This is a genomic window from Achromobacter denitrificans NBRC 15125, from assembly GCF_001571365.1.
Classification (GTDB): Bacteria; Pseudomonadota; Gammaproteobacteria; order Burkholderiales; family Burkholderiaceae_B; genus Achromobacter; species Achromobacter denitrificans.
Window position 1 is genome coordinate 238,591 of the sequence record NZ_BCTQ01000003.1, and the last position, 24,670, is coordinate 263,260.

Annotated in this window: 22 protein-coding genes; 13 read left to right on the forward strand and 9 right to left on the reverse strand. The window is 70.1% G+C overall.

Going from position 1 to position 24,670, the window contains the following annotated elements; all coding sequences use genetic code 11:
- Positions 1 to 2 precede the first annotated feature (2 nt).
- The 6 genes from ADE01S_RS04700 (at position 3) to phbB (ending at position 6,416) form a co-directional block, all read left to right on the forward strand.
- Positions 3 to 542 (forward strand): VOC family protein, encoded by a 540-nt coding sequence (locus ADE01S_RS04700; protein ID WP_062680297.1) that lies wholly within the window; start codon positions 3 to 5, stop codon positions 540 to 542.
- Positions 543 to 574: 32 nt separating this feature from the next.
- Positions 575 to 1,852, forward strand: coding sequence for a ribulose-bisphosphate carboxylase large subunit family protein (locus ADE01S_RS04705; protein ID WP_062680298.1), 1,278 nt, complete (start codon positions 575 to 577; stop codon positions 1,850 to 1,852).
- Positions 1,849 to 3,198: a four-carbon acid sugar kinase family protein gene (locus tag ADE01S_RS04710; RefSeq protein WP_062680299.1), complete on the forward strand. Its 1,350-nt coding sequence runs from the start codon at positions 1,849 to 1,851 to the stop codon at positions 3,196 to 3,198. The genes ADE01S_RS04705 and ADE01S_RS04710 overlap by 4 nt, the downstream gene beginning before the upstream one ends.
- Positions 3,199 to 3,410: 212 nt before the next feature.
- The gene (locus ADE01S_RS04715) at positions 3,411 to 5,156 is read left to right on the forward strand and encodes a PHA/PHB synthase family protein (protein WP_062680300.1); all 1,746 of its coding nucleotides are present in this window, start codon (positions 3,411 to 3,413) and stop codon (positions 5,154 to 5,156) included.
- A 53-nt stretch (positions 5,157 to 5,209) separates the two neighbouring features.
- Positions 5,210 to 5,686 (forward strand): hypothetical protein, encoded by a 477-nt coding sequence (locus tag ADE01S_RS04720; protein WP_062680301.1) that lies wholly within the window; start codon positions 5,210 to 5,212, stop codon positions 5,684 to 5,686.
- Entirely contained in the window at positions 5,676 to 6,416 is a 741-nt protein-coding gene (phbB, locus tag ADE01S_RS04725) for an acetoacetyl-CoA reductase (protein ID WP_062680302.1), read from the forward strand. The genes ADE01S_RS04720 and phbB overlap by 11 nt, the downstream gene beginning before the upstream one ends.
- Before the next feature lie 16 nt (positions 6,417 to 6,432).
- On the opposite strand, the gene ADE01S_RS04730 is transcribed toward phbB, so the two are convergent.
- The 4 genes from ADE01S_RS04730 to ADE01S_RS04745 all read right to left on the reverse strand — a co-directional run bounded on the left by ADE01S_RS04730 (position 6,433) and on the right by ADE01S_RS04745 (position 10,558).
- Complete coding sequence (locus ADE01S_RS04730) at positions 6,433 to 7,710, reverse strand: M28 family peptidase (protein WP_062680303.1); 1,278 nt, start codon at positions 7,708 to 7,710, stop codon at positions 6,433 to 6,435.
- 87 nt (positions 7,711 to 7,797) lie between these two features.
- Positions 7,798 to 8,787: a Bug family tripartite tricarboxylate transporter substrate binding protein gene (locus ADE01S_RS04735; RefSeq protein WP_062680304.1), complete on the reverse strand. Its 990-nt coding sequence runs from the start codon at positions 8,785 to 8,787 to the stop codon at positions 7,798 to 7,800.
- A 120-nt stretch (positions 8,788 to 8,907) separates the two neighbouring features.
- A complete protein-coding gene (locus tag ADE01S_RS04740; RefSeq protein ID WP_062680305.1) occupies positions 8,908 to 9,828 on the reverse strand; it encodes a LysR substrate-binding domain-containing protein in 921 nt (306 codons plus the stop codon).
- A 7-nt stretch (positions 9,829 to 9,835) separates the two neighbouring features.
- Complete coding sequence (locus ADE01S_RS04745; protein ID WP_082775699.1) at positions 9,836 to 10,558, reverse strand: GntR family transcriptional regulator; 723 nt, start codon at positions 10,556 to 10,558, stop codon at positions 9,836 to 9,838.
- A gap of 111 nt (positions 10,559 to 10,669) precedes the next feature.
- Between ADE01S_RS04745 and ADE01S_RS04750 the strand changes: the two genes are divergently transcribed.
- From ADE01S_RS04750 to ADE01S_RS04770, 5 genes are all read left to right on the forward strand, one after another.
- Positions 10,670 to 11,683: an Ldh family oxidoreductase gene (locus ADE01S_RS04750; RefSeq protein WP_242663485.1), complete on the forward strand. Its 1,014-nt coding sequence runs from the start codon at positions 10,670 to 10,672 to the stop codon at positions 11,681 to 11,683.
- 31 nt (positions 11,684 to 11,714) lie between these two features.
- Complete coding sequence (locus ADE01S_RS04755) at positions 11,715 to 12,941, forward strand: iron-containing alcohol dehydrogenase (protein ID WP_062680307.1); 1,227 nt, start codon at positions 11,715 to 11,717, stop codon at positions 12,939 to 12,941.
- Between the two features lie 31 nt (positions 12,942 to 12,972).
- The gene (locus tag ADE01S_RS04760) at positions 12,973 to 14,421 is read left to right on the forward strand and encodes an NAD-dependent succinate-semialdehyde dehydrogenase (RefSeq protein WP_062680308.1); all 1,449 of its coding nucleotides are present in this window, start codon (positions 12,973 to 12,975) and stop codon (positions 14,419 to 14,421) included.
- Positions 14,422 to 14,491: 70 nt separating this feature from the next.
- Positions 14,492 to 15,580: an isocitrate/isopropylmalate dehydrogenase family protein gene (locus ADE01S_RS04765; RefSeq protein WP_062680309.1), complete on the forward strand. Its 1,089-nt coding sequence runs from the start codon at positions 14,492 to 14,494 to the stop codon at positions 15,578 to 15,580.
- A gap of 48 nt (positions 15,581 to 15,628) precedes the next feature.
- Positions 15,629 to 16,612, forward strand: a complete 984-nt coding sequence (locus tag ADE01S_RS04770) for a Bug family tripartite tricarboxylate transporter substrate binding protein (protein WP_062680310.1) — start codon at positions 15,629 to 15,631, stop codon at positions 16,610 to 16,612.
- Between the two features lie 48 nt (positions 16,613 to 16,660).
- Here ADE01S_RS04770 and ADE01S_RS04775 read toward each other — a convergent pair whose 3' ends face one another.
- From ADE01S_RS04775 to ADE01S_RS04790, 4 genes are read right to left on the reverse strand one after another with little or no spacing between them, the layout of a single operon-like run.
- The gene (locus tag ADE01S_RS04775; protein WP_062680334.1) at positions 16,661 to 17,278 is read right to left on the reverse strand and encodes a 2-hydroxychromene-2-carboxylate isomerase; all 618 of its coding nucleotides are present in this window, start codon (positions 17,276 to 17,278) and stop codon (positions 16,661 to 16,663) included.
- A 22-nt stretch (positions 17,279 to 17,300) separates the two neighbouring features.
- On the reverse strand, positions 17,301 to 18,266 hold the full coding sequence (locus ADE01S_RS04780; protein ID WP_062680311.1) for a tripartite tricarboxylate transporter substrate-binding protein: 966 nt from the start codon (positions 18,264 to 18,266) through the stop codon (positions 17,301 to 17,303).
- Between the two features lie 33 nt (positions 18,267 to 18,299).
- Entirely contained in the window at positions 18,300 to 19,565 is a 1,266-nt protein-coding gene (locus ADE01S_RS04785; RefSeq protein ID WP_062680312.1) for a CaiB/BaiF CoA transferase family protein, read from the reverse strand.
- Positions 19,566 to 19,587: 22 nt separating this feature from the next.
- Positions 19,588 to 20,298, reverse strand: coding sequence for a glutathione S-transferase family protein (locus ADE01S_RS04790; protein ID WP_062680313.1), 711 nt, complete (start codon positions 20,296 to 20,298; stop codon positions 19,588 to 19,590).
- A gap of 142 nt (positions 20,299 to 20,440) precedes the next feature.
- On the opposite strand from ADE01S_RS04790, the gene ADE01S_RS04795 reads away from it, so the two are divergent.
- Positions 20,441 to 21,397 (forward strand): LysR substrate-binding domain-containing protein, encoded by a 957-nt coding sequence (locus ADE01S_RS04795; RefSeq protein ID WP_062680314.1) that lies wholly within the window; start codon positions 20,441 to 20,443, stop codon positions 21,395 to 21,397.
- A 108-nt stretch (positions 21,398 to 21,505) separates the two neighbouring features.
- Positions 21,506 to 22,747, forward strand: a complete 1,242-nt coding sequence (locus ADE01S_RS04800; RefSeq protein ID WP_062680315.1) for a CaiB/BaiF CoA transferase family protein — start codon at positions 21,506 to 21,508, stop codon at positions 22,745 to 22,747.
- A gap of 81 nt (positions 22,748 to 22,828) precedes the next feature.
- Here ADE01S_RS04800 and ADE01S_RS04805 read toward each other — a convergent pair.
- The coding region (locus tag ADE01S_RS04805; RefSeq protein WP_062680316.1) for a DNA internalization-related competence protein ComEC/Rec2 at positions 22,829 to 24,670 on the reverse strand (1,842 nt) is incomplete at its 5' end.

Consider the following 24,670-nt stretch of genomic DNA (forward strand, 5'->3'; position numbering starts at 1 on the left):
TCATGAGTCGTTTCCTGGGCGAAATCCGCCAACTCGGTTATGTAGTGCGCGACATCGAAGCCGCCATGGACTACTGGAGCACCACGCTGGGCGTGGGCCCCTGGTACTACAACCCGCGCGTGCCCATCGTGAACTACCAGTACGACGGCGCCAGCCACGAGCCCCACAACTCGGTGGCCCTGGCCAATTCCGGCTTCGTGCAGGTCGAGCTGATCCAGACGCGCAACGACGTGCCCTCCATGTACCGCGACTTCCTGCAAGCCGGACGCACCGGCCTGCAGCACGTGGCCTACTGGACCCAGGACTACGACGCCGACCTGGAACGCCTGCTGGCGCAGGGCTTCAAGCCCAAGATGAGCGGCGAAGTGGGCGAAAAGGGCCGCTTCATCTACTTCGACACCGAATACCACCCCGGCACCGTGATCGAACTGTCCGAAGTGGCCGGTCCCAAGGGCCGCCTGTTCGACCTGATCCGCGACAGCGCCAGCGGCTGGGACGGCAAGGACCCCGTCCGCCCCTTCCCCGACCTGAGCAAGCTCTGACGCGCCCCTTTCCCACGCAGCCATCCGCCACCATGAATTCCCAATCGTTTAGCGCCACCTACCTGATCGAAACCCCGATGGATCCCGCGCAGGTCGCGGAAGTCATGGCCGGCGAGCAATCCTGCGGCACCTTCACCCGGGTGCAGGGCGAAACCGATGAGCTGCGGGCCCGCGCCCGCGCGCGGATCGAATCGATCGAAACGCTGGAAACCGTCGCCGCGCCCAGCCTGCCCAACGCCTGGCTGGCGCGCCAGCCGGGCGGCATGCCCGCCTCGTACCGGCGCGCCCGCGTGCGCATCGCCTTCCCCGTCGCCAACGTCGGCGCCAACCTGCCCACGCTGGCGGCCACGGTGGGCGGAAACCTGTACGACCTGGGCGAGACCACCGGCCTGCGCCTGGAAAGCCTGGAGCTGCCCGCGAACTACCGCGCCCAGTTCGACCTGCCCCGGGCCGCCATCGCCGGCACCCGCGAGCTGACGGGCGTGGCGAGCGGCCCGCTGGTCGGCACCATCATCAAGCCCAACGTCGGCTTGTCGCCCGAACAGACGGCGCATCTGGTCGCCCAGTTGTGCGCGGCCGGCGTCGACTTCATCAAGGACGACGAGGTCAGCGCCAACCCGGCCCATGCGCCGCTGGCGCAACGCGTGGCCGCCGTGATGGCGGTCGTGCGCGCCCACCGCGAGCGCACCGGCCGCCAGGTCATGGTGGCGTTCAACATCAGCGACGAGACCGACGCCATGCGCCGCCATGCCGAGCTGATCGAGCGCGAGGAAGGCACCTGCGTGATGGCCAGCCTGAACCACTGCGGCTTCTCCGCCATCCAGACCCTGCGCCGCAGCACCCCGCTGGCGCTGCACGGCCACCGCAACGGCTACGGCGCGCTCTCGCGCCATCCGCTGCTGGGCATGGGCTTCCAGGCCTACCAGACGCTGTGGCGCCTGGCCGGCGTGGACCACATGCACGTGCACGGCCTGCAAGGCAAATTCTCGCAGGACGACCGCGAAGTGATCGATTCGGCACGCGACTGCCTGGCGCCGCTCACGCCCGGCATCGACGACGCCGTCATGCCCGCCTTCTCGTCCGGCCAATGGGCCGGCACCGTGCCCGCCACCTGGCGCGCGGTGCGCAGCGACGACCTGATGTTCATGTCCGGCGGCGGCATCCTGGCCCATCCGGACGGCCCGGCCGCCGGCGTGCTGAGCATCCGCCAGGCCTGGCAGGCCATGCGCGACGGTCAGTCGCTGGAAGACTTCGCGCGCCAGGCGCCCGAACTGCAACGCGCCATCGACTTCTTCGGCAGCCGCGCATGAACGACGCCGAACGCCGCCCCGCCGCGCCGCGGGTGGCCTGGTACGGCGACGATTTCACCGGCGCCACCGACACGCTGGCCGAGGTGTCCCGCGCGGGACTGCGCAGCCTGCTGTTCCTGGGCGTGCCCACGTCGGAGCAGCTGCGCCGCGCCGGCGCGCTGGACGCCATCGGCATCGCGGGCGCGGCGCGCGGCATGGCGCCCACGGAGATGCAGGCGGAACTGGCCGGCGTGGGCCGCTTCCTGGCCGGCACCGGCATCCGAGTGCTGCACTACAAGTGCTGCTCCACCTTCGACAGCGCGCCCCACGTGGGCAGCATCGGCGCCGCCGTGCGCGAACTGCGCCGCCACATGCCCAATCCCTTCGTGCCCATCGTGGGCGGGCAGCCCAGCATCGGGCGCTATTGCAGCTTCGCCCAGCTGTTCGCGCGCGCCGGCACGGCTCCCGAGATCCACCGCATCGACCGCCATCCGGTCATGAGCGCCCATCCCGTCACGCCCATGCACGAGGCGGACCTCCGCCTGCACCTCGGCGCGCAAGGCCTGGCGGACGTCCGCTCGGTGCCGCATACGGATTACCCGCGCCTGCGCCAGGCCGCCGATGCGCCCCTGCTGGAAGCGTGGATCGACCGAATCCTCGACACCACCGACGGCCCCGCGCTGCTGGACCTGGTCGACGATGAACAGCTTGCCGTGATCGGGCGCCTGATCTGGCGCGCCGCCTCCTGTCTGCCGCTGCTGGCCCTGGGCCCGAGCAGTGTGCAGCAGGCGCTGGCCCGCGCCATGCCGGGTCCGCGCACGAATCTCGGCGCCGCGCCCCTGCCGGCGGCCGCCGGTCCCGTGCTGGTGATGGCAGGCAGCCTGTCGCCCGTCACCGCGCGGCAGATCGCCGCCTGCCAACGGTACGCCCGGCAGCCGCTGAGCGTCGCGCGAATGCTCTCGGAACCCGGCTACGCGGCCGAACAGGCGCGGCAGGCCGTGGCCCAGCTGACCCAGGGCAAGAACGTGCTGGTGCATACCGACAGGCCCGCGCAAGCGCCCGGCACGCAGCACACCGCGGCCACGGCCCGCGCCACGGCGCAGCTCGCGGCCGCCATCGTGCAGGGCGCCGGCCAGGCCGGCGCCCGGCTCGGCCGGGTCGGCATCGCCGGCGGCGACACCTCCAGCCAGGCCACGCTGGCGCTCGGCCTGTGGGGCCTGGCCTTCCGCTGCGTGCTCGCGCCCGGCGTCACCGTCAGCGTCGCCCGCAGCGACGACCCGCTCATCGACGGCATGGAACTGATGCTCAAGGGCGGCCAGATGGGCGGCGACTTCCTCTTCGACGACCTGGCGCTGGGCTGGGGCTGAAGGCTGCGCGACAGGCCCCCGGGGCCGCCTCGCCCCGCCCGCCGGCCGACCCGCGATCGGCCCGGATTTGATATCCGTCAGGATGGCCCGGCCGCTTTGACCGATAATGGTCAGGCGGGCGGCCGGAAAACCGCCCGCCTCTCCGGCCCTATCGAGCTAACCATGCTTATCGAGCGGCGCCCCGCGCGCCGCCATGGAAAGGTGGCAGACAGATGAGCAAGCGTCGCGCAACACCCCCACCCGACAAGACCGCCCAGGCCCTGGACACGGCGGCCAAGGCGGCGCTGGCGCGCTGGACGGCCTCTTTGTCGCCCGCCGCCGGCCTGCTGGCCTGGACGGACTGGGCCGCCCACCTCGCCAACGCCCCCGGCAAGCGCCTCGCCCTGACCGAATTGGCGCTGCACCAGGCCGGCCTGCTGGGGCAATACCTGCTGGCCCGCCTCGTCGCGGGCGACGCGGCCTCCGCCGCTCCCCCCGCGGACCGGCGCTTCGCCGATCCCGCTTGGGGCCGCTGGCCCTTCAACCTCTACCGCCAGCAATTCGAGCTGGCGCAGCAATGGTGGGAAGCCGCCACCAGCGACGTGCCCGGCGTGGATCCGCACCATGCCCAGGTGGCGGCCTTCGCCGCGCGGCAATGGCTGGACGTGCTGTCGCCGGGCAACGCGATGCTGACCAATCCCGTGGTCATCCGCCAGACCTGGCAGGAAGGCGGCGCCAATCTCGTGCGCGGGGCGCGCAACGCCGCCGAGGACGCGATGCGCGAACTGGGCGGCCAGCCGCCGGCGGGCGCCGAGCATTTCCGCCCGGGCAAGGAAGTCGCCGTCACGCCGGGCAAGGTGGTGTTCCGCAACCGCCTGATCGAATTGCTGCAATACGAGCCCGCGACCGGCGCCGTCCACCCCGAGCCCGTCCTGGTGGTGCCGGCCTGGATCATGAAGTACTACATCCTGGATCTCTCGCCGCACAACTCGCTCATCCGCTACCTGGTCGGCCAGGGCTACACGGTGTTCTGCGTCTCATGGAAGAACCCCGACGCGTCCTACCGCGACCTGGGCATGGACGACTATCTGGAGCTGGGCATCGCCGCCGCGCTGGACGCGGTGGAGACGATCCTGCCGCGCCGCCGCGTGCATGCCACCGGCTATTGCCTGGGCGGCACGCTGCTGGCCATCGCCGCGGCCGCCATGGCGCGCGACGGCGACCACCGGCTCGCCAGCCTGTCGCTCTTCACCGCCCAGACGGACTTCAGCGAACCCGGCGAGCTGGGCCTGTTCATCGACGAAAGCCAGGTCAGCATGCTGGAAGCGCAAATGGCGCGCACCGGCTACCTGCGCGCCGGCCAGATGGCGGGCGCGTTCCAGATGCTGCGCTCCTACGACCTGTTGTGGTCGCGCATGGTCAACGATTACCTGCTGGGGCAGCGCCGCCCCATGTCCGACCTGATGGCCTGGAACGCCGACGCCACGCGCATGCCCGCGCGCATGCACGGGCAGTATCTGCGCCGCCTATTCCTGGACAACGACCTCGCCCAGAACCGCTACGAAGTCGGCGGCCGGCCCGTCATGCTCGGCGACCTGCGCCTGCCCATTTTCTCGGTCAGCACCGAGACCGACCACGTCGCGCCCTGGCGCTCGGTCTACAAGCTGCATTACCTCAGTCCGGCGCCCCTGACCTTCGTGCTGACCACCGGCGGCCACAACGCCGGCATCGTGAGCGAGCCCGGCCACCCGCGCCGCGCCTACCGCATCCTGTGCCGCGCGGCGAACCACGCCAGCCTCACCGCCGACGACTGGCTGGCCGAAGTTCCGCAGCAGGAAGGCTCGTGGTGGCCCGCCTGGGTGGAATGGCTGGACAGCCATTCCGGCCCCGCCGACGTCAAGCCGCCCGCCATGGGCGCGCCGCGCCGCAATCTCCCGGTGCTGGGCCCCGCTCCCGGCACCTACGTGTTGGAGAAATAGCAGCCCGCCTGCAAGCAGGCCCTCCTTTTCACGCAACATTGCAAGGAAGGATCATGAAACAAACCACAGCGATTCCCAAGAGTCCCCCCGCCGACCCGGGCTCCCTGCTGGGCGCCAATCTCGCCTATTGCCAGCGCCTGACGTCGCTGGCCCAGGAAAGCCAGGCCCGCTGGGCCCAGTTGGGGCAGCAGATCTGGGGCGAACAGGCCACGCTCTGGCAGAGCGCGTTCGCGCCGCTGCCGGAAACCCCCAGCTGGAAAAGTCTGGCGCCCGCCCTCGGCGAGGCCGCGCGGCGCCAATGGCAGGCGCGCCTGACCACCGCCGAGGCCGTCATGCATGCCGCCCTGTCGGAACAGGCCACGCTCGCCGTGGGGCTGGCCGAAGCCGCGAACACCTGGTGCCGCGACAGCGCCTGCGCCTGCAACGGCCTGACCACCCATCCCGCCGCGAACGCCTGGACGGCCGCGGCCGAACAGATGGCCGCGACGGCCCGGTCGCTGCAAGCCCGGGGAGACCGGCATGGAAGCTAAACGCACCGCGCTGGTCACCGGCGGAGCGGGCGCGCTGGGCCAGGCCATGGCCCACGCGCTGCACGACGCCGGCCACAAAGTCATCCTGACCTGCCACCGCCGCAACGCGTCGATAGAAGCCTGGCTGGACACGCAGCGCGCCGACGGGCGCGAGTTCCTGGCGTATCCGGTGGACGTGGCCGACCACGAGTCCTGCCGGCAATTGGCCGCCACCCTGGCCGCCGACGGGCACGCGATCGACATCCTGGTGAACAACGCCGGCGTCACGCGCGACGCCAGCCTCCGGAAGATGCCATTCGACGACTGGAACACCGTGCTGCGCACCAACCTGGATTCCATGTTCAACATGACCCAGCCCTTGCTGGATGGCATGGTGGAGCGCGGCTGGGGCCGCATCGTCAACATCTCTTCGGTCAACGGCTTCAAGGGCGCGTTCGGCCAGACCAACTACGCGGCGGCCAAGGCCGGCATCCACGGGTTCACCAAGTCGCTCGCGCTGGAGGTCGCGCGCAAGGGCGTCACCGTCAACACGGTGTCGCCCGGCTACCTGGACTCGCCCATGGTGGCGGCCGTCGCGCCCGACGTGCTGCGCGACAAGGTCCTGCCGCAGATCCCCGTCGGCCGCCTGGGCAGGCCGGAGGAGATCGCCGCCCTCGTCGTGTTCATCTGCAGCGAGCTGGCGGGCTTCATGACCGGCAGCAACGTGGCCATGAACGGCGGCCAGTATTGAGCGTAGCGGCGCGCGCCTACCTCGACGCCAGCGCGTCGAGCTGCGCGTCGCTCATCCGCAACGCGGCGTCCGCCAGGGCGCAGGTGACCGCCACGGCCTGGCGCAGTTCGGCTTCCTCGATGATGCCGGGCACGTCGCCCGCCGACAGAATGTTGTTGACCCGCGATGCCGGCTTGCCGAAGCCGGCCAGCAGGCGCAGGGCCGGGATCCCGTGACGCGCGAAGTTGGCGTGGTCGGAATTCGGCATCAAGGGCAGCCAGGTATCCACCGGTACGCCGCTGGCGGCGGCCGCCGCCCCCACCACCGGCGCCAGCGCTGGAAAATCGCTGATCAGCGCGGTCAGGGCGGTATCGCCGGCCACCGTGTCGAGATTGATGTCGAACTTGATGCGCGCCCGCTGCTCGGGCGCGAGGTCCGCCAGGTAGCGCGCCGAACCGGTCAAGGCCCATTCCTCGGCGCAGAAAAAACACAGCCGCAGGCTGGGCGTGTCCGGTCCGACGCGCGCCGACAGGGCCCGGAAGGCGGCCAAGGCCGTCGCCACGCCGGTGCCGTTGTCCAGCGCGCTCACGCCCAGGTCGTGCCCGTCCATGTGGGCGCTGATGACGATGACGCCGTCGCGCCCGCCGGCGATCTCGGCGATGCCGACGCTGGCGCGCGCTTCATCGATCTCGACGCCCCGCACCCGCATGCGCACCCGCGCCGTCCCGGCCGCGCAGGCCGCCGCCAGCGCGGCGCCGCCTTCGTGGTCGATGTACGCGGCGGGGATGCCGGCGCCGCCCCGCGCCCTGCCCGACGACCCGGACAGCACGCCCTGGCCCGGCACGTTGTTGGCGATGAGGAACGCCGCCGCGCCCGCCTCCACGGCCATGTCGTATTTGCGGCGCCGATGCACGTGATCGCCGGTGAACGGATATTCGTGGCGCACCAGCACGGCGCGGCCGCGCGCGGCCTCGCCCAGCCGCGCGAAGTCTTCCGGCCGGCCGCGGCCCGCGTCCACCACGTCCAGCTCCAGCCCCTCGGCGGGCGTGGATGCCGAACGCAGCAAGGGGCGGCAGGCCAGCGCCTGGCGTTCCGCGCCCAGCAGTTCCAGGCCGGCCTCGTCGCAACGCCAGCCGTCGTAGGGCACGGACAGCACCTGGACGGCGGGCGTCACCCGGCCGGCGCGCTCCAGCGCCCATGCCATGGCGGCATCGTCCTGCCCGCTGCCGGACATCCGTCCGCCGAAGCCGCAGACCGTTTCGAAATCACTCATCAGCGCCGCGTCGTGGGCGGCGGCATGAAGCCAGGGTTCCATCGTTGATATCTCGTGTTCCGGCGCCGGCGTTCGGGGGAACGGCGGCGGCCGCGTTGAGGGAAGCCGGCGAACGCCGGCGGCCGCGCCCTACTCGAACTTGATGCCGGCGCGCTTGACCACGTCCTGCCAGCGGTCGAAGTCCGTATTCAGCAAGCGGGTCAGCGCCTCGGCGCTCGCGTCGGGCGGCGCGGCCACGCCGACGCTGCCCAGCCGCTGCTTGACCGGCGCCGACTGCATCACCGTCTTCATCGCGCCTTCCAGCTTGTCCAGCACCGGCTTGGGCGTGCCCGCCGGCGCCATCAGGCCCCACCAGCTTTGCACCGTCAGCCTGGGCAGGCCCAGCTCCTCGAAAGTCGGCACATCCGGCGTGGCCGCCTCGCGCGTCGGCGAAGACACCGCGATCGGCGCGATCTTGCCGCCCTGGTAGAGCGCCGCGGCCGTGGGCATGGTGGTGAAGCTCACCTGGATCTGGCCGCCGGCCAGGTCGTTGACGGAGGCCGACGCGCCCTTGTAGGGAATGTGCACCAGCTTGACGTCCGTGTTCAGCATGAACAATTCGGCCATCAGGTGCGTCAGCGACCCGTTGCCGCCGGAACCGATGGAAATGGACGCGGGCTTGTCCTTGGCGGCCGCGATCAGCGCCGGCACGGTCTTGCCTTCGAAGCGGGGATTGACGAACAGGTACATGGGCGAGAGGCCCAGCAGCGAGATCGGCGCGAAGTCTTTCCGGGCGTCGTATTTGACGCGGTCGCCATACAGGGCGGGCACGATGGTGAACGGCACGTCGGCCAGCAGCAGTGTGTAGCCGTCGGCCGCTTCGCCCGCCACGTAGGCAGTGCCGATCATCGAGCCCGCGCCCGCCCGGTTCTCCACCACGACGGGCTGGCCCAGCGCCGCGCTCAGCTGATCGCTGATGCCGCGCGCGATCACGTCCGAACTGCCGCCCGTGGCGTACGGCACGATCACCCGGACCGGCTTATCGGGATACTCGGCCCGCGCCGGCGCGCCGGCAAAGAGCGCGGCGACGGCCAGCGCGGGCAGGAGACGGGCAATGCACGAAAACTTGGACGTGTTCATGGTGTGGGTCAAACCGGTAGGTCTCTAGGGTTCGGCCATTCTGGGGGCTGGCGGCCCGCCCGCGCAAAGGACGTATGCGCATGGGGCATTCCACAGTGGAATACCGCAAGCGTCGCCCATTCAGCGCGCCAGGTACGCCCCCACCTGGGCATTGAATGCCGCGGCCCGCTCCACCACCCAATCGCAGAACGCGTCGGCATAGGCGCCGCCCACGTTGGGCCGGGGCTGCATCAGGTAATAGCCGTAACGGCCCTCGACCGATTCGCCCAGGGGCCGCACCAGCTGGCCCGATTCCAATTGCGACAGCACCATGCAGACCGGCACGATGGCCGCGCCCAGCCCATGCAGGACGGCGGGCAGCAGCACGGAAAACCCTTCGTATTCGGGCGCGGTGGCCGGCGCGCCGGCCCAGAGCGGCGCCACGTCGGCGCGCCATTCGTCCCAGCTGTAGCCGCGCTGCGCGCGCTTCAGCAAAGGCACCCCGTCCAGGTCCTCGACGGCGCGCACCGGATGGCGCGCCAGCAAGGCGGGCGCGGCCACCAGCGTCATCTCGCGGCCGCACAGGTATTGCGCCGACATGCCGGCCACGTGCCCGGTGTGCAGCTGGATCTCGGCGTCGAAACGCTCGGCCTGGTCGCGGCCGTACAAAAGGCGCGGCCTGACGTTGACCCGCACCTCCGGATGCAGGGCGAAGAACTCGGCCAATCCGGGGATCAGGCAGAACTGCGCGAAGGATGGCGACACCGCCACGTTCAGCGCCACCCGCGACATGGGATGCGCCACCAGTGCGTCGGCTTCGTCGATCAGGCGCACGGCGGCGCTGATCCGCTCCAGGTAGAGCGCGCCCGCGTGCGTCAGCCGAAGCCCGTTGGGCAAGCGCTTGAAAAGCGCCGTGCCCAGGCGATCCTCCAGCGCGCCGATATGCTTGCTCACCGCGCTCTGGGTCAGGTGCAGCGCTTCCGCGCTGCGGCTGAAATTGAGGCTGCGCGCCGCCGACAGAAAAATCCGCAGCGTCGCGAGCGAGTTGCGCGAGCCCTTCATAGCGCCATCAATCCAGCATTTCGAAGAACGGCGCCATGCGTTCCCGCGACCGCAGGATATGGTCGCGCATGGCGGCCTGCGCGCCGTCGGCATCGCGCCGCTCCAGCGCCTGCACGATGCGCGCGTGCTCGGTCACGGCCTCTTCCGTGACCCGCGAATGGAAGCGCAGCCGGAACAGATGCGTGTGCGCGTAGAGCCGCGCCAGCGCTTCAGCCAGCAGCTCGTTGCCGCTCTGCTCGGCGATCCAGGAATGGAATTGCGCGTCCAGCACGGCGAACTTGCCGTAGGCCACGCGCGCGTCGTCGGCGCTCGGCGCGCTCATCGCGGCCGACAGCGCGGCCAGCTCCTGGCGCGACGCGTCCGTCATGCGCTGCGCCGCCAGGCCGGCGCCGAACGGCTCCAGCTGCAGGCGCAGATCGTACATCTGTTCGAACCGGCGGCGCGAAGGCATGGGCGCGGCGCTGTAGCCCACGTGGTGCGTCTTCACGACCAGCCCTTCCGTTTCCAGCCGGATCAGCGCGGCCCGGATCGGCGTTTGCGACACGCCCAGTTCCCGCACCAGCGCATCCACCGCGATGCGCATGCCGGGCGCGATCTTCAAGGAGATCAGCTGGGACAGCAGCGTTTCATAGACCTCGTCGCCCAACGAGCGCACGCGCTCGCCCAGGCGCTGCCCGCCGGCCGGCGCGGTCGAGGTAGCGGCGCCGGCGCCGAGGGAGAGTGTCGTCATGGTTGTTTCCCCTAGGTTTGCCAACAAGGTGTTGACGTCCAATTTGTTACGAGGTTAGCATAAATCAGATCGTATTTCAGATCCGATCGGATTTAACAACACAACGAGACTATGACGACAACGATAAAAATGGGGGAGGCATGGGAGGTCTGCATGCGCGCGCTGGAACAGGCAGGCACCCCCGCCGGCCATGCCGCGACGCAGACCAACCTGCTGCTTGAAGCCGAACTGCGGGGCCGCGCCTCGCATGGGCTGCTGCGGCTGCCGCGCATCATCGAACGCATCCACAACGGCGTGGCCAACCCGACCACTCGCGGCGTCGCCACCTGGCGCTCGCCCGCCTTCCTCGACGTGGACGGCGAGCGCGGCCTCGGCCCCGTCGTCGCCCTGGCGGCGCTGGACCGGATCCGCGAACGCGCCCGCGAGACCGGCATCGCCGTCGCGGCGGTCGGCAACAACAACCACATCGGCATGCTCGCCCTGTACGCCGAGCAAGTCGCCCGCGACGGCCAGATCCTGCTGGCGCTGTCCACCAGCGAGGCCCTGGTCCATCCCTGGGGCGGGCGCCGCGCGCTGATCGGCACCAACCCCATCGCCATCGGCGTCCCCACCGAGGACGAACCCTTCGTGCTGGACATGGCCACCAGCCAGGTCGCCATGGGCAAGATCCACGATTACGCCAACCATGGCCGCGCGCTGGAGCCGGGCTGGGCGCTCGACGGCGACGGCAACCCCACCACGGACGCCGCCGCCGCCAAGGCCGGCGCGCTGGCGCCCTTCGGCGAGGCCAAGGGCTACGCGCTGGGCCTGGCGTTCGAATTGCTTGTCGCCAGCCTGACGGCCTCCGCGCTGGGCACGGCGGTCAAGGGCACGCTGGATTCCAGCGCGGCCTGCAACAAGGGCGACGTCTTCATCGTGGTCGAAGCCGGCTCCGGCGCGGTCGCCGCCCGCATCTCGGCCTACCTGGACGAAATCCGCGCCTGCCCCGCCCTGCTGCCGGGACGGCCCGTCGCGGTGCCGGGCGACCGGGCCCGCGCCGAACGCCGCCAGCGCCTGGAGGCCGGCATCGAACTGGCCGACGACGTCTGGCACCGCATTCTCGACCTGGCGCAATGCGCCGCCTGAACTCCACACGACTTCCCCTCAAGGATCCGCAATGACCGATTTGTTTGGAATCATGCGCTCGCCGCGCGCCGTGCTGTTCGGCAACGGCCAGCGTCTTGCGCTGGGCCGCGTCGCCGCCGCCCTGGGCCGGCGCGCGCTGATCTGCACCGACGAGCGCTTCGCCGCCACGCCGGAAATGGCCGCGCTGCTCGCTTCCCTGGAGAGCGCCGGCGTGCGCGTCCAGGTGTTCGACCGCAGCCTGCCCGACCTGCCCGTCGAAGGCGTCTACGAATGCGTCGCCGCGCATCGCGCCTTCCAGCCCGACACCATCGTGGGGCTGGGCGGCGGCAGCTGCCTGGACATGGCCAAGCTCGTCAGCCTGCTGCTCACGCATGGCGGCGACGCCGCCGACTACTACGGCGAATACAAGGTGCCGGGCCCGACGATCCCGGTGATCGCGCTGCCCACCACTTCGGGCACGGGTTCGGAAGTGACGCCCGTGGCCGTGCTGGCCGATAGCGCGCGCGACCTGAAGGTAGGCGTGTCCAGCCCGCACCTGATCCCCCACACGGCCATCTGCGATCCGGAACTGACGCTGAGCTGCCCCAAGGGGCTGACCGCCATCGCCGGCGCCGACGCGCTGACCCACGCCATCGAAGCGCTGACCGCGGTGCGGCGCAGCCCGGATGCCGACATCGCGCAGACGCGCGTGTTCGTCGGCAAGAACGCCTTCAGCGACCAGCAGGCGCTGATCGCCATCCGCGCGCTCGCGTCCTACCTTCCGCGCGCGGTCGAAGACGGCTCGGACCTGCACGCCCGGGGCCAGGTCATGGCGGCCGCGCTGGCCGCGGGCCTGGCCTTCGGCGTGGCGGGCACGGCCGCGGCCCACGCCATCCAGTACCCCATCGGCGCCCTGACCCACACCGCCCATGGCGCGGGCGTGGCCACGCTGATGCCCTACGTCATGGATTTCAACGCGCCGGCCTGCGCGGCCGACTACGCGGACATCTCGCGGGCCATGGGGGATACGGAAACCGACGCCGCCCGCCTGGCCGCCAACGCCCCCCGCCACGTCTACGAACTGTTCGCGCGCATCGGCATCCCCGCCACGCTGGAAGGCCTGGGCGTGCGCGCCGACCAGCTCGACTGGATCGCCGGCCAGTCCATGCTGGCCGCCCGCCTCGTCACGAACAATCCCCGTCCGCTCGACCAGGACGGCATCGCGGCCATCGTGGCCGCCGCCCATGCCGGACTGGGCTCGTTCCGCAACGCCCGATAACCCCCCTACTTCCCCTACCCGGAGCTGACACATGACCACCGAGGCCAGCAAGCTGTCCACTGACCTTTACATCGACGGCGCCTGGCGCGCCTCGACCTCGGGCCGCCGCATCGACGTGCTCGACCCGTCCACCGAGCAGACCATCGCCAGCGTGGCCGACGCCACGCTGGAAGATGCCGCCGCGGCCGTGGACGCCGCCGCCCGCGCCGCCGCCGGCTGGGCCGCGACCCCGGCGCGCCAGCGCGGCGAGATCCTGCGCAAGTGCTTCGAACTGATGATGCGCGACGCCGAAAGCCTGGCCCGCCTGATTTCCATGGAAAACGGCAAGGCGCTGGCCGATGCCCGCGGCGAAGTCGCCTACGCCGCCGAATTCTTCCGCTGGTTCTCCGAAGAGGCCGTGCGCATCAACGGCGACATCAGCGTGTCGCCCAGCGGCGCCAGCCGCATCGTGGTGCAGTACCAGCCGATAGGCATCGCGCTGCTGATCACGCCGTGGAACTTCCCCGCCGCCATGGCTACCCGCAAGATCGCGCCCGCCCTCGCGGCCGGCTGCACCTGCATCCTCAAGCCGGCCACGGAAACGCCCCTGACCGCCTATGCCGTCGCCCGCCTGCTCGAAGAAGCCGGCGTGCCGCCCGGCGTGGTGAACGTGGTGACCACCTCCTCGGCCGGCAAGTTCGCCAACGCCGTGCTGGACGACCCGCGCGTGCGCAAGCTCTCCTTCACCGGCTCGACCGAAGTCGGCCGAGTGCTGCTGCGCAAGGCCGCCGACTCCATCATCAGTTGCTCGATGGAGCTGGGCGGCAACGCGCCCTTCCTGGTGTTCGACGACGCCGACATCGACGCGGCGGTGGAAGGCGCGATGATCGCCAAGATGCGCAACGGCGGCGAGGCCTGCACGGCGGCCAACCGCTTCTACGTGCAGCGCGGCGCGGTCGAGGCCTTCAGCGCCCGGTTCGCCGAACGCATGGCGGCCCTGAAGACCGGCGACGGCGTCGGCGCGGATACGCAATGCGGCCCGCTGGTCAACGCGGGCGCGGTCGACAAGGTGGCCTCGCTGGTGGACGACGCCGTGGCCAAGGGCGCCCGGGTCAGCACCGGGGGCACGCGGCTGGAGCGGCGCGGCTACTTCTACGCGCCCACCGTGCTGGTGGACGTGCCGCCGGACGCCGACCTGCTGGGCGAGGAAATCTTCGGCCCGGTGGCGCCCATCGTGGCCTTCGATACCGAAGACGAGGCGGTGGCCCTGGCCAACGCCACCGAATACGGCCTCGTCGCCTACGTGTACACCGGCGACCTGGCGCGCGGCCTGCGGGTCTCGGAACGCATCGAAAGCGGCATGATCGCCCTGAACCGGGGCCTGGTCTCCGATCCGGCTGCGCCCTTCGGCGGCGTCAAGCAAAGCGGCCTGGGCCGCGAAGGCGCCCACCACGGCCTGCTGGAATTCATGGAAGCCAAGTACATCGCCACCAACTGGTAGCGCGCCGCGCGCGGCCGCGCCCGCGGCGCGGCTCCCCTATCCCACGTTTCACCTCAGGAGACAGCCAGACATGGCTAAGTATGAAATCGCGACCATCGATGGCGATGGCATCGGCCCGGAAGTCTGCCAATCGGCGATCACGGTGCTGAAGGAAGCCTGCGGCGCCGACCTGCTGGCATTCAGCAGCCACGACGGCGGCGCCGACCACTACGTCAAATCGGGGCACGTGCTGCCCGACGACACCTACGCCGCCTGCAAGGCCGCCGACGCCATCCTGCACGGCGCCGCGGGCATGCCCGGCGTGACCTACCCCGACGGCACCGAAGTCGGCAACGACCTGCACCTGCGCCTGCGCTTCCGGCTCGACCTGTACGCCAACGTCCGCCCGATCCGCCTGTACCAGGGCGTGGACTCGCCCCTCAAGCACTTCAAGCCGGGCCAGATCGACTACGTCATCGTTCGCGAAAACACCGAAGGCCTCTATGCGAGCCGCGGCGGCGGCATCGTGCTGCGCGACGAAGTGGCCACCGACACCATCGTCGTCACCCGCAAGGGCGTCGAGCGCGTGGCCCGCTTCTCGTTCGATCTCGCCCGCCAGCGCAAGGGCGCGCCGCGCGACGGCAAGCGCCGCGTCACCGTCTGCGACAAGGCCAACATCCTGCGCACCTACGCATTCTTCCGCGGCGTCTGCGACGACGTGGCGGCGGCCTACCCCGACGTCGAGATCGATTACGCCTACGCCGACGCGATCACGGTGCACATGCTCAAGCGGCCCGACTTCTACGACGTGATCGTGGCCGAGAACATGTTCGGCGACATCATTTCCGACCTGGGCGCCGCCACGATAGGCGGCATGGGCCTGTCGCCCTCGGCGGAACTGGGCGACACGCACGGCCTGTTCCAGGGCGCGCACGGATCGGCCCCCGACATCGCCGGCCAGAACGCCGCCAGCCCCCTGGCCACCATCCTGTCCGGCGCGCTGATGCTGCGCTGGCTGGGCGACAAGCACGGCGACGCCGCGCTCACGGATTCCGCCCAACGCATCGAGCTCGCCGTCGAAAGCGTGCTGGCCCAGGGCGACCACGTGCCGCGCGACCTGGGCGGCACCGCCAGCTGCACGGACATGACGCAAGCCGTCTGCCGCGCGCTGCCCCGCTGAGGGCGCCCCCCTTCCCCAAACCAAAACACATTACGAGGAGACAACCCCATGCTACGAATCGCCCCCATCCTGTGCGCCGCCCTGGCCGCCGCCGCCTTTGCCGCCCCGGCCGCCGCGCAGGACTATCCCAGCCGCTCCATCACGGTCATCGTGCCGTTCGCCCCGGGCGGCACCAGCGACACGCTGGGCCGGCTCGTCGCCACCTCGCTCGGCAAGCAGCTGGGCCAGACGGTGGTGGTGGAAAACTCGGGCGGCGCGGGCGGCCTCATCGGCATGCAGAAGCTGCAGAAGAGCACGCCTGACGGCTACACCCTGGCCTTCAACAACATGTCGCTGGCCATCCTGCCGCACCTGCATCCCAAGGCCAACTACGACCCGCAGAAGGAACTGGCGCCCATCGGCATCGTCGCGACCGTGCCCATGGTGCTCTCGGTCAGCAACAAGAGCGGCATCCAGGACCTGCCCGCCATGCTCAAGCGCATCCGCGACGAAAAAGCCGTCAAGCTCAATCTGGGCTCCAGCGGCCCGGGCAGCACGGCGCACCTGGCCGAAGCCATGTTCCTGCACTTCGCCAATGCGCGCGGGGAGCTCATCCCCTACCGCGGCACGGGGCCAGCGCTTACCGACCTGATGAGCGGCATGATCGACGGCGTCATCGACCAGACCGTGACCATGCTGCCCCTGCACCAGGACAAGCGGGTCAAGGCCATCGCCGTCACCGGCACGGCCCGCCTGGCGCAGAGCCCGGACATCCCCACCTTCGCCGAAGGCGGCCTGCCGGAGTTCGACCTGGCGATCTGGAACGGCCTGGTCGCGCCCGCCGGCACGCCCCAGCCGGTGGTGGACAAACTGGCCGCGGCGCTGTCGCAAGCCATCGACACGCCCGAGTTCAAGACCCGCCTGGAACAGCTGGCGGCCCAATCGCCCACGGCGCAGGAACGCGGCCCCGTCGCCTTCTCGGACCTGCTCAAGCGCGATTCGGAACGCGTGTCCTCGCTGGTCAAGAGCGCGAACCTGCTGGGCGCGAACTAGGCCGGAGGGGAAGAGGCGCCCGGCCCCGCCGGGCGCCGCCAGGCCGCGCTAGGCGGCGCTGGCCACCGCGGCCTGGCGCTTGATTTCGTCTTCCACGAACTCCATGCGGTCCTTGCCCCAGAAGAGCTCGTCGCCCACGATGATCATGGGCACGCCGAACACGTCGCGCTCCAGGCCGCGGTTGGTTTCCTCCGCCAGCTCGGCAGCCACCTCTTCCGACGCGGCCAAGGCCTCGAAGGCGTCCGGATCGATGCCGAGTTCCCGCGCGATCGGACGCAGGCCCGCATATTCCGCGATGCTCGCGTCACCCTGCTCCCAGTAGCGGTCCATCACCTTGCGCACGAATTCCAGCTCCTTGCCGTGGCGGCGGGCCACGAGCGACCCGCGCAAGGCCCGGCTGGACTTGATCGGAAACTCTCGCGGGATGTTGAAGGGCAGGCCGTATTTCTCGGCCCAGCGCATCAGGTCCCGCTTCCGGTTGCGCAGCTTCGCCTTGGACTCTTTCATCAGCTCATAGTTGTTGTTGCGGAACACATACCCCAGGTTGAACGGATGCAGCTGCAATTCGACCTGGTGGCGGTCGAGCAGGGGCTGGATCAGCTTCAGCGCGAAATACGTATTGGTGCTCCCGACGTCCCAGTACATTTCAATCCGGTTCTTCTTCACCATCATTCTCCGTAGGAAAGATCTATCGCAGCAAGGCCTGCGACCGCTGGATCAAGGGCGCCCAGATCGACACCTGCTCCTCCAGCTTCGCCTGCAATCCTCTGGGCGTCGCGCGCGCCGCGCTGACCGGCGTGGCGCCCATGTTCTTCATGCTCTCCACGAACGCCGGATCGGCCAGCGCGGCCTGCAGCGCGCGGTCCAGCCGCTCCACCACGGGGCCGGGCACGTTCTTCGGCGCATACACCCCATGCCAGACCGTCACCTCGAATTTGTCCAGCCCCTGTTCAGCCAGGGTCGGCAAGGCGGGCAGCGCCTGCAGGCGGGCGGACGTGGTGCTGCCATAGGCCCGGACCCGGTTGCCCAGGATCGGCTGCAGGGTCGTCGTGATCTGGTCGCACAGCAGGTCCACCTGCCCGCCCTGCAGATCCGTCATCGCCGGCGCCGCTCCCTTGTACGGGATGGTCGTCAAAGCCAGGTTCAGGCGGCTCATCAGCAATAGCCCGCACAGATGGGAAGCCGTGCCGATGCCTGCATTGCTGAGGTTGATCTGCTTCTGGTTGGCACGCAGGTATTCGACCAGGCCGGAGAAGCTGTCCGGCGGCAGGTCCTTCCGGCCGACGAGCGTCATGGGCACGTCGACGACCTCCCCGATATAGGAGAAATCGTGGCGAGGATCGAATTTGATCTCGGGCGACAGGGCCTTCAGCGTGGACATGCCGATGTTGTGGATCAACAGCGTGTAGCCGTCGGGCGCCGCGCGCAGCACGGCTTCCGCGCCCACGATGCCCCCGGAGCTGGGCCGGTTATCGACGATCACCGTCTGCCCGAGATTCCTGCCCATGGCGGCGGCGAGCTGCCGCGCCACCACGTCGGTCGGCCCGCCCGCCGAGAACGGCACGATCAGCGTGACGGGGCGGTTGGGAAAGTCCTGCGCTACGGCAACCGCCGACAGGGACATGAGCCCCATGGCGAACATTTTCCTGATCATCGTTTGTCTCCTTCATCTTGTTGTTCAAGGAACTCAAACCTTCTCGCTCGCGCGCTGCCTCAGCAGGGGATCCCGCACCAGCACCTCGTCCTCGTACAGCGCCTGGACTTCCGCCGGCGACAGGCCCAGCAGTTCTTCCAGGACCTCCTCGTTGTCCTCTCCGAGCGCGGCCGCGCGCAGGCCCCGCGGCGGCTGCCAGGCGGAAAACCGGGTGGGGAACCCCGGGATCTCGAACTCCCCTATCGCCTCGTCCCGCACCGTGCGCACCGTGCCCCGGTCTCGCAGATGCGGGTGGGCCATGGCTTCATTGAGCGTCAGCACGGGCGCGCAGGGAATGCGCCTGGCGTCGAGCGCCGCCATCGCCTGCTCGCGCGTCCCCATCCGGGCCAGCCATTCTTCGAGGATCGTCTTGATGTCCTCGTTGTTGTCCCGGCGCAGCGCGGCCGTGGCGAAGCGCGGGTCATCGGCCAGCTCGGGCATGTCCAGCGCGCCGATGAACGCGTTCCATTGATGGGGCAGGATGGCCAGCGACAGATGCGTGCCGTCGCCGCAGCGGAATATCCCGGTCGGCCCCCCGTCGGGGTGCTGCGTGCCGGTGCGCCGCGGCACGTAGCCCTTGCGCAGCGCGACCCGCGGCACGGCGACTTCGTGCATCTGGAAATAGGTGTCCAGCAATGTCGCCTCGACGTGCTGCCCCTCGCCGGTCCGCTCGCGATGCAGCAAGGCGAAGCCCACCGCCATGGCGGCCGCCATGCCCGTGGCGGTATCGCCGATCGCCATCGTGATCAGCGACGGATCGCCTTCCGGGGAGCCGATCAGGTCGGTGATGCCGGCGTAGGCCTGCGCGATGTAGTCGTAGCCCGGCTTCTGGCTGAGCGGCCCGGTCTGCCCCGCCAGCGAGATCGAGCACATCACCAGGCGCGGATTCAACTCCCGCAGCGCCTCGTAGGACAGCCCGGCCCGCGCCATGACGCCGGGGCTGAAGTTCTCCACCAGCACGTCGAACTTCGGGATCATGCGCTTGATGAGCGCCAGCCCGCTCGGATGCTTGATGTCGAGCGCCAGGCTGCGCTTGGAGTGATTGTGCTGGAAGTAATAGGTGCTTCGGCTCGATCCCTTGTGATCGGGATGGCGCGACTTCAGCCCGCCGACGCGCGTGCGGTCGCCGAAGGGCGCCAGCTCGACCTTGACCACGTCGGCGCCCAGCTCGGCCATGATCCGCGTGCACGTGGGCCCGGCGACGATCTGGGTGAGGTCCAAGACCCGGTATCCCTTCAGCATGGGCAGCGCATTGTTCATAGCGGTATTCCTGGCAATATTTCTACACGGTTGGCGTCGTCGTTCCCGACTGCCCGAACAAATTCTTCCAGCGCTCGCCCTCGGGCGGCTTGCCGCTGCGGTCCACCTTCTCGGCCAGCACGGCCAGGCCACGCTGCACCGCGGGGCGGGCCCTCACCTGCGCGTACCACCTGCTCAGGTGGGGCCACTCGTCCAGGTCCTGGCCCTGCCACTTGTAGGGCCGCAGCCAGGGATAGGTGGCGATGTCGGCCAGCGAATACTCGTCTCCGGCCAGATAGGCGCTGCGGGAAAGCTGCCGGTCGATCACGCCGTACAGGCGATGGGCCTCGCGCGTGTACCGGTCTATGGCATAGGGAATGGGCTCGGGCGAATACTTGCGGAAATGATGGGCCTGGCCGAGCATCGGCCCCACGCCGCCCATCTGGAACATCAGCCATTGCAGGACGGCCGACCGGCGCCGCGCGTCGGCGGGAAACAGATCGCTGCGCGCCTTCTCGGCCAGGTAGACCATGATCGCGCCCGACTCGAACACATTGATGGGCGCGCCGCCCGGCCCGTCATCGTCGACGATCGCGGGCACCTTGTTGTTCGGGCTGATGCTCAGGAAGTCGGGCCGGAACTGCTCGCCCTTGCCGATATGGACCGGCACCACCTCATAGGGCATGGCCAGTTCTTCCAGCAGGATCGACACCTTGTAGGCATTGGGTGTAGACCAAAAGAAAAGTTGGATCATCAACGGTCCCCGTCACGTAAACTCAACGACTGGGATCCATGGTATGGACATTGAATCTTTAGCGACAATAGGACATCGCGATCCCGGTATATGACGAACCTATGGCCGGCCACGCCCCCGCCTCCGGCTTGGCAAGAGACCTATGGAACTCAGACAGCTGCGCTATTTCTTGCGGATCGTTGAGCTCGGAAGCATGTCGAAGGCGGCGAAAGACCTGTACATCGCCCAGCCCGCGCTCAGCTCCCAGATCACCAACCTGGAATCGGAACTCGGCGCGCGCCTGCTGTCGCGCAGCGTGCGCGGCGTCAGCCCGACCCGCGCCGGAGACGCCTTGTACCTGCATGCGCAGGCGGTGCTGCGGCAGATCGAACGCCTGAAGTACGACGTGGCGAATACCGACGCCCTTCCCGGCGGCCCGGTCTCGGTCGGCCTTCCGACCAGCGCGGCCAACGTGCTCGCCGGGCCCTTGATCGCCGCCGTCCAGCAGCGCTACCCCGACATCCAGCTCCGCATCGTGGAAAGCCTGAGCGGGCATTTGCAGGAGCTGGTCGCGACGGGGCGGCTGGAGATCTCGCTCCTGTTCGAGCCGGCGCCGGGCAGCCGGCCGCTCCCCAAGAACACCCAGAAAGGCGCGAACATCCAGTGGGTGCCGCTGATCGACGAGGACCTCTATCTTCTGAAACTGCCGTCCGGTCCCCAAGAGGCATCCACGGCGTCCCTGGAAGAGGCTTCGCGCATTCCCCTGGTGCTGCCGGGAAAGACGAACGTCACTCGCCAGATCATCGAGCGCAGCTTCGCCGACGCCGGCCTCGCGCCGTCCGTCATGATGGAGCTCGATTCCCTCTCCACGATCCAGTCCATCGTCGAGAGCGGGCAGGCGGCGACGATACTCTCGCTGTCCGCCCTGGTGGGCGCGGGCGTGCGCGAGAAGCTTTCCGCGCGCTCGGTGGACGAGCCGCCTCTGCGCAGGCGGCTGTCCCTGTGCAACTCGGACGTGCTGGGCATGGGCGCCGCGGCCGAGGTCATCGGCGAGCTGATCCCGGAACTGGTGCGCGACCTGGTCGCTTCCGGCCGGTGGGCGGGCGCCCATCTGCTGTAAGGCCGCCGGGGCAATCGTTTTTGGGTATGCCCCCAGCGCAAAGTCCTATGACGTCCCCGCTCCGCGTTCTGCTTAGACTGGCAACCGATGACAGCCCAGGTGGAGCTTATGGAAAAGATTTTGACGGGGACCGTGGTGCTCGATTTGACCCGCTACTTCTCGGGGCCCCAAGCCACGCTGTTCCTGGCGGGGCTGGGCGCGGAGGTGATCAAGATCGACGATCCCGCCACGGGCGACCCGACCACCTTCTCCCCTCCCTTTGCCGGCCCGGCCGGCGTGTCGTTTCGCCGTGAAACGCCTGCCGACATGGGCATCGCGTACCTGAAGCGCGCGCGCGGCAAGAAATCGGTCGGCCTGAATCTCAAGGATCCCGAGGGGCGCGCCGCCTTCATGAAGCTGGTGCAATCCGCCGACGTGGTGATCGACAACTTCAGCGCGGGCGTGGCCGATCGGCTGGGCATCGGCTACGAAGCGCTGCGCGAGGCCAATCCCGCGATCATCCATTGCGCGCTCACGGGCTACGGCTCCACCGGTCCGGAACGCCATCTCAAGGCCTACGACCTCATGGTCCAGGCCGCCGTGGGCATGATGAGCATTACCGGGCAGCCCGACGCGCCGCCCGCCAAGGCCGGATCCCCGATATCCGACGCCATCGCCGGCACGTTCGCGGCCACCGGCATTCTCGCCGCCCTCCTGCACCGCAACCGCACGGGCGTGGGCCAATCGGTCGACGTGTCGATGGCGGACTGCCTGTTCGCCCTGATGTTCGACGAGCCGCTCGACTGCTATGAATCGCTGGGCCTGCCGCTGCGCCAGGGAAACCGGATCATGCGGTTCTCGCCCTTCAACGCCTATCGCACGCGGGACGGATGGGTCGTGGCCGGCGCCGCCACGCAGGACGACTGGAGCGCGCTCTTGCGGGTGATGGACAGGGAAGACCTGGCGGCGGACGCGCAGATGGGCAGCCTTTCCTGGCGCCTGGCCAATAACGCCGCCGTGGACAGCCTGATGTCCGACTGGACCGCGCGGCTGGACTCCGCCGAGGTGCTGCGGCGCCTCAACGACGCCAAGGTGCCGTGCAGCCCGGTGCGCGAGATCGGCGACGTGATGCAATGGCAGCAGCTGCGGGACCGGGACATGATGACGCCGCTCTGGAACCCCCTGGCCCAGGCCGCCGTGGCCGCGCAGGGTCCCGGGTTTCCGATCAAGTTCAGCGCCAGCAAGGCGGCGTACGACGCGCCCGCGCCGCTGCCGGGCCAGCACAGCCGGGAAGTCCTCATGGCGCTCGGCGGCTTTCGCGCGAGCGATGTCGACGACCTGGCCCGGCGCGGCATCATATCCGGGGCCTGAATCGGCGCAACCGGACCTGCGGCGGCGCGATGCGCCTCGACCCGATGCGCTTGAACCCGATGCGCTCCGACCCGTCGCGCTTCAGTACCCGTGCCAATACCGCCGTCCGCGTTCCCGCTCGGCCCGGACCTCCAGGCCGCCCGGACCTGACTGCGCGATCACCGCGCCGTCGCGGTCGCTGCGCCAGAAGGCCGTCCCCGCGCGCGTCCACCGCAGTTCCACCGCGGGCGCCGGATGGCGGAAGCGGTTCAGGTGGCCGGCCTGCGCGATGGCGTGGCCGGCGGCGGTGGCCCTGACCAGGTCGCGGCCCGACGACGAGGCCGAACCGTGGTGCGGCGCCAGCACCACGTCGGTGGCCGGCAGCCCCGCCAGCGCCAGCTCGCGCTCCTGCGCCACGCCCACGTCCCCGGTCAACAGCAGCGAGTGCCTGGCGCCTTCGATCCGAAGCACGCAGCTATCCGCGTTGCGGTCTTCCAGCGCGCCGCTTCCGTCCCGCGCCGGGTGCAGGAAGGTGAACGTCACGCCGTCCGCCTCCCATTGCTGGCCGCGCGCGCAGCGCCGCGTCTCGCGGGGCGCGACCGGCGGGCCGGCGTCGGGCCATAGGCGCGCATCCCGGCGCAGGAAGGCCTCCAGGTCGAACGAGGCATGGCCGCGCAACACCGGCACCGCCGCCAGCACCGCCCGGGCGCCGCCCACGTGGTCCGTGTCGGCGTGCGACAGCACCAGCGCATCCAGCTGGCGGATGCCGCGGGCCTGCAGGAACGGCACGATCACCCGCTCGCCCGCGTCGCCGCCGCCGTAATGGCGGGGCCCGGCGTCGAACAGCAGGGCCTGGCTGGCCGTCTCCACCAGGATGGCGCTGCCCTGCCCCACGTCCAGGGCGCTCATGCGCCAGTAGCCGGGGTCGGGCCGGTCGGGGCGCCAGCACAGCAGCGGCAGCATGCAAGCCCATCCCAACCTCCGTCCGGGCCAGCCTCGCGCCTGCAGCGCCCAGCCCATGCCCGCCACCGCCCACGCCAGCCAGGGCCATGGCGCCGCCGCCACCGCCATGCTGGCCCAGCCCGCATTGCCCACCCAGGCCACCGGCGCCATGGTCAGGTCGAACGCTTGCAGGCCGGTCTGGCCGGCAAGCGCCGCCAGGCCCTCGGCGCCGGGCGCCACCGACAGCGCCGCGCACAGCAGCGCCAGCGGCGTCACGATGAACGTCACCGCCGGGATCGCCACCGCGTTGGCCAGCGGCGAGCCCAGCGACACCTGGTGGACCAGGTAGGCCAGCAGCGGCGTCAGGCCCAGCGTGACGATCAATTGCAAACGCGCCGCCTGGGCCAGCCGGGCGGCCCAGCGCGCGCGCCAGCCGGCGTCGGCATCGGCGTCGAACGAAGCACCCGCGATGCGCAGCAGGATGGCCACCGCCCCGAACGACAGCCAGAACCCCGGCGCCATCGGCGCCCAGGGATCCAGCGCCACCACCACGGCGGCCGCGCACGCCAGGATCCGGTCGGCCGACACCGGCAGGCGCGACGCCGCCGCCGCCAACGCCACCGACAGCATGAAGAAGGTGCGGCGCGCCGGCACGCCCCAGCCGGCCAGCAGGCAGTACAGCAGCGCGACGGCCGCCGCCGCGGCTCCGCCGGCCATGCGCGCGGGCACGCGTTCGGCCAGGCCCACGCCGCGCCACCGCCCCCGCCGCCATGCGGCCGCGACCAGCAGGCCCGCCATGCCCGCGATCGACGTGACATGCATGCCGCTGATCGACACCAGGTGCGTAATGCCGCTGCGGTTGAACAGCCGCCAATCCTCCCGCGCCACGCCCGCCTGGTCGCCGATGGCCAGCGCGATCAGCACCGGCGCGTAGCGGTGCGCCCCCAACGCGGCGCGCAGCCCTTCCCTGACGCGGTGGCGGGCGCGCTCGATGGCGACGCC